Origin of the sequence: Arsenicitalea aurantiaca, from assembly GCF_003994485.1 — a bacterium.
Taxonomy (GTDB): domain Bacteria; phylum Pseudomonadota; class Alphaproteobacteria; order Rhizobiales; family Devosiaceae; genus Arsenicitalea; species Arsenicitalea aurantiaca.
The window spans coordinates 446,035-459,594 of record NZ_RZNJ01000003.1; the positions used below are offsets into that span (position 1 = coordinate 446,035).

Here is a 13,560-nt window from a genome sequence, read left to right on the forward strand (position 1 = left end):
GCTTGCCCGTTCCGCCAGTGCATTGCCGCAGAAGTGAGGCGCCGCTCAGTGCTCGGTTTCGAACTCGTGCGGCTTGAAGTGGTAGTCGGCCGAGCAGAACTCGCAGACCACTTCGATCTCGCCATCGACGACCATGTCGGCGCGTTCCTCGGAGGTGAAGCTGTCGCGCAGCATCGCCTCGATCCGCTCGGCCGAGCAGGTGCACCGCTCCTCGAGGGCGATGGGATCGAACACCCGCACGCCCGTCTCGTGGTAGAGGCGGAAGAGCAGCCGCTCGGGCGACACTTCCGGATCGGCAAGTTCGACGTCATCCAACGTACCCAGCAACGCCTTGGTCTGGGCCCATTTGTCGCTCTCGACGAAATCGGGATCGCTGGTCTCGGGATTGTCGAAATCCCCGTCTCCAGGCAGGTCCGGCATGGTCTGTCCGCCATGGGGCGGCATGTGCTGCACGAGTACGCCGCCGGCTCGCCATGAAGGCTGGCCACCGCGCTCGGTCAGCTCGGCGACTGCAAGCCGCACGAGGGTAGGGATCTGCTCGGATTGCTGGAAATAGACATGCGCCACGTCCTCGAGCGTACCGCCATCGAGCGCGACGATGCCCTGATAGCGTTCCATGTGGACGCCCTGGTCGACCGTCATCGCCAGGTGCCCCTTGCCGAGCAGCTGGTGGGGGCGGGTTTCGCCGCGCGCGATGGCCTGCTGCACCAGATCGGCATCGAAGCGGGCATAGCCGCGCAGCCCGTCGGGTGCGTCGAGGTCGACCACAATGAGATTGACCGGACCATCGGTCTGGGTCTGGAGGATGAAGCGGCCCTCGAACTTGAGCGCCGAGCCGATCAGCGCGGCAAGCACGACCGCTTCCCCCAGGAGCCGAGCGACGGGCTCGGGGTAGGCATGCCGGCTCAGAATGGAATCGAGTGCCTCGCCGAGCCGCACGACGCGCCCGCGCCCATCGAGCGCCTCGAGCGCAAAGGGCACCACCACGTCATCGCCGCTCTCGGGGCGGTCGAGCCCGAAGCCCGACAATTGGGATTGTGTCATCAGACCGTTTCGATCCCGAACGCCCAGCACAGGATCGCCTTTTGTGCGTGAAGTCTGTTCTCGGCTTCATCGAATACGACCGATTGGGGCCCATCGAGGACCTCGTCGGTGACTTCGTCGCCGCGGTGAGCGGGCAGGCAATGCATGAAGAGCGCATCGGCTTTCGCCCGGGCCATTAGATTGGTGTCGACCCGGTAGGGTTTCAAGACCCGCCTGCGCTCGGCCGCGTCGGTGTCGCCCATCGAGACCCAGGTGTCGGTAAGCACCAGATCCGCACCGGTCACCGCTTCGTCTGGATCCTCGATGAGCCGCACGGCGCTGCCGGCCTTTCGGATGTCGTCCATCAGGTCCTTTTCGGGCCAGTATTCCTCAGGCACCGCGATGGTGAGCGTGCAACCGAAGAGCTCGGCCGCGTTCACCCAGGAATGGAGCACGTTGTTGCTGTCCCCGACCCACGCCACGTTCGCGCCCCGGATCGAGCCGCGATGCTCCTCGAAGGTCATGAGATCGGCCATGACCTGGCAGGGATGCCCGCGCCGGGTCAGCCCGTTGATCACCGGCACGCTCGAGGCGCCCGCGAGCTCCAGCAGATCGGCGTGGCTCAGGATGCGGATCATGATCGCATCGACATAGCGCGACATCACGCGCGCCGTGTCTTCGAGCGTCTCCTCGCGGGAAAGCTGCATTTCCTGCCCGGTGAGGATGATCGTCTCCCCGCCGAGCTGGCGCATCCCGACGTCGAACGAGACGCGGGTGCGGGTGGACTGGCGCTCGAAGATCATGGCGAGCGACTTGTCCTTGAGCAGCAGCGGGCGATCGCCCTTGTGCAGGCGGGCCTTCAGCTCCACTGCGACATCGAGCATGCCGCGCAGTTCGTCATAGGTGAAGTCGTCGATATTCAGGAAATGTCTTGGGGTGCCGGTCATGGTGTGGTCCGGTTCCTTTAACGGATGAATGAAAGGCTTATTGCGCGGCGGCGGACTCGGCCTCGATGGCGGCAAAGGCATCGGCGAGCTTGCCGGCAGCTTCGGCGATATCGGCCTCGGTGGCAATCAGCGGGGGAATGAGGCGCAGCACGTTGTCGCCGGCCCCGATCGCCAGCATGTGGTGATCGTCACGAAGCCGCGCGACGAACTCGCGCACCGGCGGGGTGATCTTGATGCCGGCGAGCAGGCCCTTGCCCCTCAGTTCGAGCACGTATTGCGGGTAGCGCTGGGCGAGCTGCTGCAGATGCCAGGCGAGCTTCTGGCCCATGGCGTGCACGTTCTCGATGAAACCGGGCTCGAGAATGCGATCGAGCACCGCATTGCCCACGGCGCTGGCGAGCGGATTGCCGCCATAGGTCGAGCCATGCGTGCCCGGCACCATGGATTTGGCGACTTCGGCCGTCGCAAGGCAGGCGCCGAGCGGGAACCCGCCGCCAATGCCCTTGGCAACCGCCATGATGTCGGGCGTGATCCCCGACCACTCATAGGCAAAGAGCTTTCCGGTCCGCCCGTAGCCGCACTGCACCTCGTCGAGCACCAGCAGCATGCCGTGCTGGTCGCAGAGCGCGCGCAGGCCGCGCATGAACTCTGTCGTCATGGCCGTAACCCCGCCCTCGCCCTGCACGGGCTCGATGAGGATGGCGCAGGTCTTGGGCGTGATCGCCGCCTCGACGGCCGCCAGGTCGCCTGGGGCGACATGGACGAAGCCGGGCGCCGCCGGCCCAAAACCCTCGATATAGCTTGGATTGCCACCCGCCGCGATCGTGCCGAGCGTCCGGCCGTGAAAGGCGCCGGTAAAGGCGATGATCTCGTAGCGGTCCTTCTCGCCCTTGTCGAAGAAATAGCGCCGGGCGGTCTTGATCGCGCATTCGAGCGCTTCGGCGCCCGAATTGCCGAAGAACACCGCATCGGCGAAGGTGGCATCGACGAGCCGCTGGCCGAGCCGCTCCTGCTCGGTGATGGTGAAGACGTTGGAGGTGTGCCAGACCTTGTCCGCGGCAGCCTTCAGCGCCGCCACCAGGTGCGGGTCGCCATGCCCGAGGGCGTTGACCGCGATGCCTGAGTGGAAATCGAGATAGGGCGTACCGTCCTGGCTATACAGGCGCATACCCTCGCCCCGCTCGAAGGCGAGTTCGGACCGGGCATAGGTGCCATAGAGCGCGGACATGGTGTGCTTTCCTTCTCGAAGCCTGTTGCAAAAGACCCACAAAAACCAAAAACGCGCGACCCATTTGCGGCGCGCGGTGGGCAAAACTCATGCGCAAAATGCCCCGAAATGTCAATCTTGCTGCCCAAGTCGCTGATTTGACTCAGCCTTCCCCGGCAGCCGGAGCGCGCTGCCCTTTTCGGGGGAAAGTGCCCCCCGACTCTTGCAACGGATTCCGGCCGCCGTGTAATATCCCGGTCATTGGGACACGATATCTCGTGTGGCGGACCCCATCGACCTACGATGCGTAGTGTACGGCTGCCGGACCGGCTGGCGGCACGTTGAGGGAGTCCGACGAACCGAAATTAGGAGCATGAGCGTGGGCTGGACTGAAGAACGCGTGGAGCTGTTGAAGAAACTCTGGATGGAAGGTCTGAGCGCGAGCCAGATCGCCGGGGTTCTGGGCGAAGGGGTGACCCGCAACGCGGTGATCGGCAAGGTTCATCGCCTCAAGCTTTCTGGACGCTCCAAGCCCGCCAGCGCCGCGCCGCGCGTGCGCACCACGCCGCGCACGCCTGCGCGACGCATCAGCACGGGCGCTTCTGCTGCACCCAGCGCACCGCGGCCCATGGGCACAGGCGGCAGCAGCGCCGGCATGGTCAAGCAGCGCACCATGGTGAGCGCGCCGATGCAGGGCGCCACTGCCCTCAAGATTGCCGAAGAGATGGAACAGGAAATCGAGATCGCCCCGCAGGCCGAGCCCTTCGTGCCCGAAGCCAACCGCATCAGCCTGTTGGGGCTCAACGAGCACACCTGCAAATGGCCGATCGGCGACCCGCTGTCGGCAGGCTTCTATTTCTGCGGCCAGCATTCCGAAGACGGCAAGCCCTATTGCGAATTCCACGCCCGCCGGGCCTATCATCAGGTTGACCGCAAGAAGCGCTGAGGCGCTTCACCAACGGGAGACGACAGCAAAAACCCCGGCCGCGGCCGGGGTTTCGCATTCTGGCGCTCGAACCAGACGGCCGGACTAGGTCGCCGCGAACTGCTCGTCGAAGGCGTAGCCTGCCCCGCGCACGGTACGGATCGGATCGGCCTGCCGGCCCCGATTGATCGCCTTGCGCAGCCGGCCGACATGCACATCGACCGTCCGCTCGTCCACATAGACGTCATTGCCCCAGACCCCGTCGAGCAATTGCTCGCGGCTGTAGACGCGTCCGGGATGGCGCATCAGATATTCGAGCAGGCGATATTCGGTCGGCCCCAGATGGATCTCGCGGCCAGCCCGGCGCACCCGATGGCTCGTCCGGTCGATCTCGAGATCGCCGGCCTTGAGGACCGCAGCGACGAGCTGGGGGCTCGACCGGCGCAGCAGCGCATTGATGCGCGCGATGAGCTCGGGGATGGAGAAGGGCTTGACCACATAGTCGTCGGCGCCCGTCGCGAGCCCGCGCACGCGTTCTTCTTCCTCGCCGCGCGCGGTCAGCATGATGATGGGCACGCGGGCGGTCTCCTCGCGCGCGCGCCAGCGCCGGCAGAGCTCGATCCCCGAGAGCCCCGGCAGCATCCAGTCGAGCAGGATGAGGTCCGGCACGCGCTCGCGCATCATGTCGGCAGCCTCGTCCCCGCTTTCGGCCGCGCTCACCACGAAGCCCTCGGCCTCGAGATTGTAGCGCATCATCTCGGCAAGGTCGGCCTCGTCCTCGACGATCAGGATTGTCCCCGACATTGGCGTGTCAGACCTTGACCTGGGTGCGATGCAGATCCTCGACGGCCGAGGAGAGATGCTTGCCGGTATCGAGGTAATAGGCCGCCTCGGCGATGTTGGTGGCGTGGTCGCCGACCCGCTCGAGGCTCTTGGCGCAGAACAGCAGATGGGTGCACTGCGTGATGTTGCGCGGATCTTCCATCATGTAGGTCAGCAGCTCGCGAAAGAGCGAGGTATGCAGCGCGTCGATCTCGTCGTCGCTGTTGCATACCGCCACGGCAGCCGCCGAATTGCGCTCCGCATAGGCGTCGAGCGCTGCCTGCAGCTGGTGCAGGATCAGCGTCGTCATATGCTTGACGCCATTATAGAATTTCGGCGCGAGGCTCAGCCCCTCGATCTGCAGCGAGCGCCGCGAGACCTGCTTGGCCATGTCCCCGACGCGCTCGAGATCGTTGGCGACATGGATCGAGGTGATGATCATCCTGAGGTCGGCGGCCATGGGCTGGCGCCGGGCGATCATCGAAACCGCCTTCTCGTCGATCCGGCGCTGCATCTCGTCGATCATCTTGTCGCGTGCGATGGTCGCCTGCGCCAGCGGATGATCGAGCTTCAGCAGCGCCTGGGTGGCGTCCGTCACGGCCGCCTCGACCATCCCGCCCATTTCCGAAATCATCTGGGCCAGCAGGGTCAGTTCTTCCTCGTAGGAGGAGACGATGTGCTCGTTCTTTGCAGTGGTCATGTCATGTCTCCAGGGCGTCCGATCAGCCGATCCGGCCCATGATGTAGTCCTGGGTCTGCTTCTTGGCGGGGTTGGTGAAGATGTTGGCGGTATCGCCCTCCTCGATCAGCTTGCCGAGGTGGAAAAAGGCGGTCTTCTGGGAGACACGCGCGGCCTGCTGCATGGAGTGCGTCACGATCACGATGGTGAAGTTCTCACGCAGCTCGTCGATCAGTTCCTCGATGATGGCGGTGGCGATCGGGTCGAGGGCCGAGCAGGGCTCGTCCATCAGCAGCACTTCGGGGCGCGTGGCAATCGCGCGGGCGATGCAGAGGCGCTGCTGCTGGCCACCCGAAAGGCCCGTCCCCGGCTCGTGCAGCCGGTCCTTGACCTCCTCGAAGAGGCCGGCGCGCTTCAGCGAGGAGACGACGACCTCCTCCGCCTCGGCCTTGTTGCGCACCATGCCGTGGATCTTGGGGCCGTAGGCCACGTTCTCGAAGATGGATTTGGGGAAGGGATTGGGCTTCTGGAACACCATGCCGACCCGCGCGCGCAACTCGACCACGTCGAGGCTGCGGTCATAGACATCCTCGCCATCGAGCGCGATGCGCCCCGTGACGCGCGCGCCCTCGATGGTGTCGTTCATCCGGTTGATGCAGCGCAGGAAGGTCGACTTGCCGCAGCCCGAGGGTCCGATGAAGGCGGTGACGGCGCGATCGGGAATGTCGATCGAGACATCATAGAGCGCCTGCTTGGCTCCATAATGGACGCACACGTCCCGCGCTTCGAGGCGGATCGGATGATCGCTCAGTGACATCCCCTCCTCGAGAGGCGTGACGTTCGCAGCGAATTTTCCAGCCATCATATCCATAGGGATCACTCCGTTTCCGATCCTGCCTCAGCCCCGGCGCTCGAGCCGGCGGCGCAGCAGGACCGCGATTGCGTTGAGCGCGAGCATCAGCGCGAGCAGCACCATGATCGCAGCCGAGGTGCGGGCCTCGAAGAAATTGCGGTTCTCGTTACCCTGCCAGAGATAGATCTGGGCGGGCAACGCGCTTGCCTGATCGAAAGGCGTCGCCGGGATCGAGGCGACGAAGGCGTTCATGCCGATGATGAGGAGCGGGGCCGTTTCCCCCAGCGCCTGCGCCACCCCGATGATGGTGGCGGTCAGGATGCCCGGCAGGGTGACCGGCAGCACGTGGTGAAATACCATCTGCGTCTTGGAGGCACCAAGCCCCAGCGCCGCCTGGCGCAGGGAGGGCGGCACCGCGCGGAGCGAGGAGCGGGTCGCGATGATGATCGTGGGCAGCGTCATCAGGGTCAGCACCAGACCGCCGACGATCGGCGCGGAGCGCGGCAGGCCGAAATACTGGATGAAGGCCGCGGCGCCCAGAAGCCCGAAGACGATCGAGGGCACGGCCGCCAGATTGTTGATGTTGACCTCGATCAGATCGGTCCAGCGGTTCTTGGGCGCGAATTCTTCCAGGTAGATCGCGCTTGCGACCCCAATCGGCACGGCAAGGAGGATGACGATCAGCATCATGTAGAGCGAACCGACAAACGCGCCTGCCAGCCCGGCGGAGGCCGGTGCGGAGCGGGAATCCACATTGGTGAAGATGTGCCAGGCGAATTTGAAGCTGATCGTGCCGTTTTCGAGCAGCTGGTCGGCAAGCGCGCGCGTCTGGGCAGAAAGCTGCTGGCGGGAATCCTCGAGATCGCGATTGATCGTGCCCTTGAGCCAGTTGTCGGTGTTGGCCGAGGCGAGCATTTCGACCGGCACCCTCTGCCCCAGCAATGCCGGATTGGCGACGAAGAGGTCGCGCAGGCGGTGGCGTTCCCCGGTCTCGACGAGCGCCAGGGCGCTTCTGGCATCGATCTCGAAGCCTGCGGGGGCCGCATCGCGGACCGCCTGCTCGACGATGGCGTTCCAGTTGGCGAGCGTCACCTGCCGCTGCCAGGCGAGGTTCTGGGCGCGAAAATCGGCGTCGGACTGCCCGGCGGCGCGCACCGGGGCGGCGTCCACATCGATGATCTCGGGGTCGAAATAGACCTCGAGCGCGACATTGGCCTGGGTAAAGGCGGGATAGCCCTTCGAGATCACCATCCAGAAGAGGGTTCCGACCAGCGCCAGGGCGGTGACGACCGCGGCGACGCCGAGGCCCTTGAAGATCCGTTCGGTCAGGTGGCGCCGCGCCAGCGATGCGCGGATGCGGGCGCGCTTGGCTTCGTCAGCCGCGCTCGTCGATGGTCCCGAGGATGAGATGGTCATTCGTACTGCTCCCGGAACCGGCGCACGATGTAGAGGGCGAAGACATTGAGCCCGAGCGTCATCACGAAGAGCGTGAGCCCGAGCGCGAAGGCGACAAGCGATTGCGGGCCTGCGAAATCGCTGTCACCGGTCAGCTGGTTGACGATGGTGACCGTGACCGTCGAGATCGGCTCGGCGGGGTTGGCGCGCAGCACCGGGCTATTGCCGGCGGCAAGCACCACGATCATGGTTTCGCCGATGGCGCGCGACACGGCGAGCAGGAACGCCCCCACGATGCCGGGCAGCGCCGCCGGTAGCAGCACCCGGCGGATGGTTTCGGAGGGGGTGGCTCCGAGCCCGAGCGAACCGTCGCGCAGCGAGATCGGCACCTGGCGCAGGATGTCGTCGGTCAGCGAGGAGATGAAGGGGATGATCATGATCCCCATGACGAGACCTGCCGTCAGCGCGCTCGTCGAGCGGATATCGATCCCGATGGCCTGCCCAAAGCCCGACAGCGCCGGCCCGACCGTGACGAGAGCGAAAAAGCCGTAGACGATGGTCGGAATGCCCGCGAGGATTTCGATGATGGGCTTGACCACGTCGCGGACACGCCGCGAGGCATATTGGGAGAGATAGATCGCTGTCATCAGCCCGATGGGTAGCGCGACCAGCATGGCGATCGCCGCCACCATCACCGTACCCCAGAGCAGCGGCAGGATGCCGTACTGGCCGACCGCGCCGGTGCCCGTCGTCGCAAAGCCGGGGTTCCAGACGGTGCCGAAGAAGAAGTCGAGCGGATTGACGAAGGTGAAGAAGCGGATCGCTTCATTGAAGAGCGAGGCGACGATGCCGAAGGTCGTCAGCACCGCGATCGCCGAGCAGGCGAGCAGCGCGAGCCGCACCACCATTTCGATCTCGTTGCGGGCGCGCAGCCGCGGCACGATCCGGCGCCGGACCAGAAGCAGAGCGAGAACACCCGTGCCTGCCGCGGCGCCGATGACCACGAGGTAGCTCAGGAGCCGGAACTGATCGAGCGCCTGGGCGGCGGCAGCCTCATAGGGCTCTACCGTGCCGGCGACGCCGGAGCCCGAGCTCAGCGCCATGATGCGCGCAACGGCGCTGTTGAGGGCATTGCCCTCGAGCGCGGCGATGTCAGGGGGAAGCTGGGAGAGGATGAAGTTGCGCGTCATGTCCGGCCCGATGGCCGTCCAGAGCCCGAGGACGAGCACGGCGGGCACCAGGACCCAGACCGCGGCGAGCGCGCCGTGATAGACCGGGCGCGAATGCAGCCGCGTGCCCGTGGCCGTGGCCACGGCCTGGCTGCGCGACCAGCCCTGCTGGTAGGCAAGCCCGAGAAGGAACAGCAGCAGCGCTGCGATGATCAGATTGGTCACGACGGCATGCCCCCGGGGAGTGACGGCGGCCGGTCAGGAGCCGGCCGCCGCCTTGCAGGTCTTTAGAGCTGGTCGGCCGTGATGGCTTCGCCGCCTTCGAAGGCTGCGAGGACAGCGGCGGTCTCTTCGGCAGGCGCCGGGATCATGCCGGCAGCTTCAAGCGCGCCGCCCATGCCGGCCATCTGGTCGGACAGGAAGAAGGCGACATAGTCCTCGAGGCCGGGGATGACGCCGATGTGCTCGCCCTTGACATAGAAGTAGAGCGGACGCGACACGGGGTATTCGCCCGAGGCAATGGTCTCGAGCGAGGGCTCGACGCCGGACACGGTCGCGACCTTCAGGGTGTCGCGGTTCTGGTCGTAGAAGGAGAGGCCGAACACGCCGACGGTGGCGGGGTTGGACTGCAGACGAGCGAGGGTCTCGGTGTAGTCGCCGGCGATCTCGACCACCACGTCCTGGCGGAAGGTGCTGCAGGCGGCTTCATCGGTGCCTTCGGGCAGGCCGGCGGCCTCGCAACCAGCATGGGTCACGCGCTCTTCGAAGACTTCGCGCGTGCCGTGGTTGGACGCGGGAATGGCAAGGGCGATCGGCTGGTCGGGGAGCGAGGGATCGATCTCGTTCCAGTTGGTGTAGGGATTGGCGACCATGGCGCCGTCGACCGGCACTTCGGCCGCGATCGCGCGGAAGACGTGCTCGGGCTCGAGGGCGAAGTCACCCTGGTCGATGCCGACGGCGAAGACGATCCCGTCGTAGCCGATCTGGATTTCGCGGATGTCGTTGACGCCGGCTGCATTGCAGGCCTCGACTTCACCGGCGCGGATGCGACGCGAGGAGTTCGCGATGTCAATGGTGCCTTCACCGACGCCTTCGCAGAACTGGCGCAGACCACCGCCCGAGCCACCCGAACCGACGACCGGCGTGTTGTACTCGGGGAACGCCGCACCGAACTCTTCGGCAACGATCGAAGCGAAGGGGAGCACGGTGGACGAGCCGGCGATCTGGATGGTGTCACGGCTCTGGGCCTGCGCGCCGGTGGCGGCGAGCGCAATGGTGAGCGCAATGGCGCTGGCATGAAGTGCGTATTTCATCGGATGTTGTCCCTTTTCGGAAACGAATTGAGCCGAAGCCCGGTCAGCAAACCGGATCTGCCCGGCCCGCCCTTGACGCGGCGCACCCTAGGACCGGCACCCCAAGCTTTTATGTCATCCAGCTGACACTTCTATGACAGCGTAAACCTTTGACAACGCTCACTTATTTTCTGAAGAACTTGGACAGGCGCGCAGATTTCGCGTCTTTTGTCACATCAGCGCACGAGCAGGACCTCGACCTGCGTGCCCTCGCCAGGCGTGCTGCGGATGGCGAGCTGGCCCCGGTGCCGGGTCAGGATGTGCTTTACGATGGCCAGCCCCAGCCCCGTGCCCTTCTTCTTGCGGCTCGACTCCGCATCGACCCGGTAGAAGCGCTCGGTCAGCCTCGGCACGTGTTCGGCCGCGATGCCGGGCCCGTGGTCGGTGATGGTCACGCTGTAATCGAAGCCGTGGCGCCCCTCCGCCGGCCCTACTGCAATCTCGACGCTGCCGCCGCCCTCGCCATATTTGATGGCGTTGTCGAGCAGGTTCTCGAAGACCTCGTAGAGCTCCTCGCGCTCGCCGGTGACGACCACCGGGGTTTCGGGCGTTTTGATCTCGATGCTGAGCGCGGCGGCCTTGGCCTGGGTCTGCAGCCCCTCACGCACCTGCGCGAGCAGAGCCCCGACATCCACCTGCCCGCGCGGCCGCATATGCTGGCGCATCTCGATGCGACTGAGCGACAGCAGATCGTCGATGAGCTTGGACATGCGGGCGGCCTGTGCCTGCATGATGCCCAGAAAGCGGGCGCGCGCGGCCGGGTCGTTCGCCGCCGGTCCCAGCAGCGTGTCGATGAAACCGACGAGCGAGGTCAGGGGCGTGCGCAACTCATGGCTCGCATTGGCGATGAAATCGGAGCGCATGGCATCCACCCGTCGCTCCTCGGTCCGATCCCGAAGCGTGAGGACGACGATGGGCGAGGACCCGTCCTCCGGACCGATCCGCGATATGTCCACCTTGTGGATCGATTCGGTGGGCACCGAGCGGTTGAGTTCGATGCTGAGCGGTGCGCCGGTTTCGACGACCTCGTCGATGGCGCTGAGGAGTGACGGGTGTCGGAGCGCAAACGCGATCGGCACGCCCGATTTGAGGGACGGAAACTGCGTGAGCGCGGGAGGGTTCGCATGGAGGACGAGCGAGCGCGCATCGAGCAGCAGGCAGGGCTCGGCGAGCGCATCCGCCATCCGCCGGTATTCGGCACGTCCATCAGTACGCACCGCCGGCACCGTCACGGTTTCGGTGATTACCGTCGTCGGCTGCGGAAGGGCGAGAATGACGACCGCAAGAGCCAGAAAGCCGATCCCGGCGTGCACGAGCGAGAGATCGGCGATCAATACCAGCGCCAGCATGACGCCGGCGACCGCCGCAAGATGGGTCACATGCCCGATGATCCGCGCCAGGAGCCCGGCCCCGCGGGGCAGGTCCGCATCGGTATCGGTAGGGCTGGTGGGGGCCATTGCCGGCTCCTCCGAGGCATTGAGAGCGGGCCACTTGCGCCGCGTCGGCCTTCATAGCACGTTGATTGCGACAATGGAGATACAGCGTGGCCGCGCCCGAAACGATCATCGACAGTCCCGAACTCGATCCGGAGATTCGCAGCCGCGCCCTTGCCTCGGGCGGCTATCCCTATGGGGCGCCCTACGACAAGAAGGTCTACAAGCGCGAACTCGAAATCCTCCAGATCGAGCTCGTCAAGCTCCAGAGCCATCTGCTCGCGAGCGGCGAACGGGTGGTGATCCTCTTCGAGGGGCGCGATGCGGCCGGCAAGGGCGGCGCGATCAAGACCTACAGGGAACACCTCAACCCCCGCTACACCATGGCAGTGGCACTGCCCAAGCCCAGCGACCGCGAGCAGACCCAATGGTATTTCCAGCGCTATGTGGACTGGCTGCCCGCTGCCGGCGAAACGGTGCTCTTTGACCGCTCGTGGTACAACCGGGCCGGCGTCGAGCCCGTCATGGGCTTCTGCACTCCCGCCCAGACGAGCCGCTTCCTCGCCGAAGTGCCGCGCTTTGAGGAAATGCTGGTCCATGACGGGGTGCACCTCTTCAAGTTCTGGCTTTCGATCGGCCGGGAGATGCAGATCAAGCGCTTCCACGACCGGCGGCACGATCCGCTCAAGACCTGGAAACTGTCCCCGATCGATCTCGAGGCGATCACGCGCTGGGACGCCTATAGCGAAGCGCGGGATACCATGCTCACCGCCAGCGACAGCCCGCACGCGCCCTGGACGGTCGTCCGGGCAAACGACAAGCGCCGGGCGCGGCTCAATCTCATCCGGTCCGTGCTCGGGCGGCTCGACTACGCCGGCAAGAACCCGCCCCTCATCGGGGAGATCGACACCAGCATCGTCATGGACGCAAGATCCTTCCTCGCGCTCGGAGCCGACCGCTAGATGCCGCTGTCACCGACCGCCACGCAGGGCGAGGCCATGCGCCCCGCTCCCGTCATCACCATCAATGCCGAAGGGCGCTCCCCTTTCGTCCTCGTCTGCGACCACGCCTCGAACCGCATCCCCGCCCAGTTCGGAGATCTGGGGCTCGGCGCGATCGAGCGGCTGATGCACATAGCCTGGGATCCTGGAGCCCTATCGGTCGCGCGCCGGCTCGGGGACATGCTTGATGCGCCGCTCGTCCAGTCCACCGTCTGCCGCCTCGTCGTCGACTGCAACCGGGCGCCCGATGCGCCCGACCTGATGCCCGAACGCAGCGAGGCAATCCTCATTCCCGGCAATGCCGGTCTTTCCGAAGCAGACCGCAAGCAGCGGGTCGCCGCCTATCATGCCCCCTTCCACGCCGCGATCGAGGGCCTGCTCGACGCACGCGAGGCGAGCGGACGGGAGACGATCCTCGTCACCCTCCACACCTTCACCCCGGTGTTCCACGGCCAGCCGCGCCCCTGGCAGATCGGCCTCATCCATGGGCGCGAGACCGGCTTTACCGCCCGCCTGCGCGACGCGCTCGCCGAAGATGCGCCCAATCTGATGATCGGCTGGAACGAGCCCTATGCAGGGCTGCGTGGGGTGACCTATACCCTCGAGACCCATGGCGACGGGCGCGGGCTCGCCTCGACGATGATCGAGTTGCGCCATGACGAGGTGCTCGACCGCACCGGAGTGGCGGCATGGGCCGGGCGACTGGCGCGCTGCCTGGAGGCGGCGCGGCTCGCAGGCTGAACGGAGTTCGGGG

The 13,560-nt window shown here is 65.8% G+C and carries 13 protein-coding genes; 3 read left to right on the top strand and 10 right to left on the bottom strand.

From position 1 onward, the window contains the following. Positions 1 to 45 precede the first annotated feature (45 nt). The 3 genes from EMQ25_RS10765 to EMQ25_RS10775 are packed head-to-tail and all read right to left on the bottom strand — an operon-like array spanning position 46 to position 3,198. The gene (locus EMQ25_RS10765) at positions 46 to 1,044 is read right to left on the bottom strand and encodes an Hsp33 family molecular chaperone (protein WP_127188570.1); all 999 of its coding nucleotides are present in this window, start codon (positions 1,042 to 1,044) and stop codon (positions 46 to 48) included. Continuing rightward, the gene (argF, locus tag EMQ25_RS10770; protein WP_127188571.1) at positions 1,044 to 1,970 is read right to left on the bottom strand and encodes an ornithine carbamoyltransferase; all 927 of its coding nucleotides are present in this window, start codon (positions 1,968 to 1,970) and stop codon (positions 1,044 to 1,046) included. Before argF ends, EMQ25_RS10765 begins: the two co-directional genes overlap by 1 nt. Positions 1,971 to 2,007: 37 nt before the next feature. Beyond that, entirely contained in the window at positions 2,008 to 3,198 is a 1,191-nt protein-coding gene (locus EMQ25_RS10775) for an aspartate aminotransferase family protein (protein WP_127188572.1), read from the bottom strand. Between the two features lie 358 nt (positions 3,199 to 3,556). On the opposite strand from EMQ25_RS10775, the gene EMQ25_RS10780 reads away from it, so the two are divergent. Continuing rightward, on the top strand, positions 3,557 to 4,123 hold the full coding sequence (locus EMQ25_RS10780; protein ID WP_127188573.1) for a GcrA family cell cycle regulator: 567 nt from the start codon (positions 3,557 to 3,559) through the stop codon (positions 4,121 to 4,123). Positions 4,124 to 4,207: 84 nt separating this feature from the next. On the opposite strand, the gene phoB is transcribed toward EMQ25_RS10780, so the two are convergent. The 7 genes from phoB to EMQ25_RS10815 form a co-directional block, all read right to left on the bottom strand. Continuing rightward, positions 4,208 to 4,906: a phosphate regulon transcriptional regulator PhoB gene (gene phoB / locus EMQ25_RS10785; protein WP_127188574.1), complete on the bottom strand. Its 699-nt coding sequence runs from the start codon at positions 4,904 to 4,906 to the stop codon at positions 4,208 to 4,210. A gap of 7 nt (positions 4,907 to 4,913) precedes the next feature. Then, entirely contained in the window at positions 4,914 to 5,624 is a 711-nt protein-coding gene (gene phoU, locus EMQ25_RS10790; protein WP_127188575.1) for a phosphate signaling complex protein PhoU, read from the bottom strand. 22 nt (positions 5,625 to 5,646) lie between these two features. Then, positions 5,647 to 6,420: a phosphate ABC transporter ATP-binding protein PstB gene (gene pstB / locus EMQ25_RS10795; protein ID WP_127188576.1), complete on the bottom strand. Its 774-nt coding sequence runs from the start codon at positions 6,418 to 6,420 to the stop codon at positions 5,647 to 5,649. Between the two features lie 81 nt (positions 6,421 to 6,501). Further along, a complete protein-coding gene (gene pstA / locus EMQ25_RS10800) occupies positions 6,502 to 7,872 on the bottom strand; it encodes a phosphate ABC transporter permease PstA (protein WP_127188577.1) in 1,371 nt (456 codons plus the stop codon). Beyond that, a complete protein-coding gene (gene pstC / locus EMQ25_RS10805; protein WP_127188578.1) occupies positions 7,869 to 9,245 on the bottom strand; it encodes a phosphate ABC transporter permease subunit PstC in 1,377 nt (458 codons plus the stop codon). The genes pstA and pstC overlap by 4 nt, the downstream gene beginning before the upstream one ends. Positions 9,246 to 9,307: 62 nt before the next feature. Beyond that, complete coding sequence (locus EMQ25_RS10810) at positions 9,308 to 10,333, bottom strand: PstS family phosphate ABC transporter substrate-binding protein (RefSeq protein ID WP_127188579.1); 1,026 nt, start codon at positions 10,331 to 10,333, stop codon at positions 9,308 to 9,310. Between the two features lie 215 nt (positions 10,334 to 10,548). Next, positions 10,549 to 11,829 (bottom strand): ATP-binding protein, encoded by a 1,281-nt coding sequence (locus EMQ25_RS10815; protein WP_127188580.1) that lies wholly within the window; start codon positions 11,827 to 11,829, stop codon positions 10,549 to 10,551. A gap of 86 nt (positions 11,830 to 11,915) precedes the next feature. On the opposite strand from EMQ25_RS10815, the gene ppk2 reads away from it, so the two are divergent. Together ppk2 and EMQ25_RS10825 are read left to right on the top strand one after the other, a co-directional pair. Further along, on the top strand, positions 11,916 to 12,767 hold the full coding sequence (gene ppk2 / locus EMQ25_RS10820) for a polyphosphate kinase 2 (protein WP_244606558.1): 852 nt from the start codon (positions 11,916 to 11,918) through the stop codon (positions 12,765 to 12,767). After that, positions 12,768 to 13,547, top strand: coding sequence for an N-formylglutamate amidohydrolase (locus EMQ25_RS10825; RefSeq protein ID WP_127188582.1), 780 nt, complete (start codon positions 12,768 to 12,770; stop codon positions 13,545 to 13,547). Positions 13,548 to 13,560 lie beyond the last annotated feature (13 nt).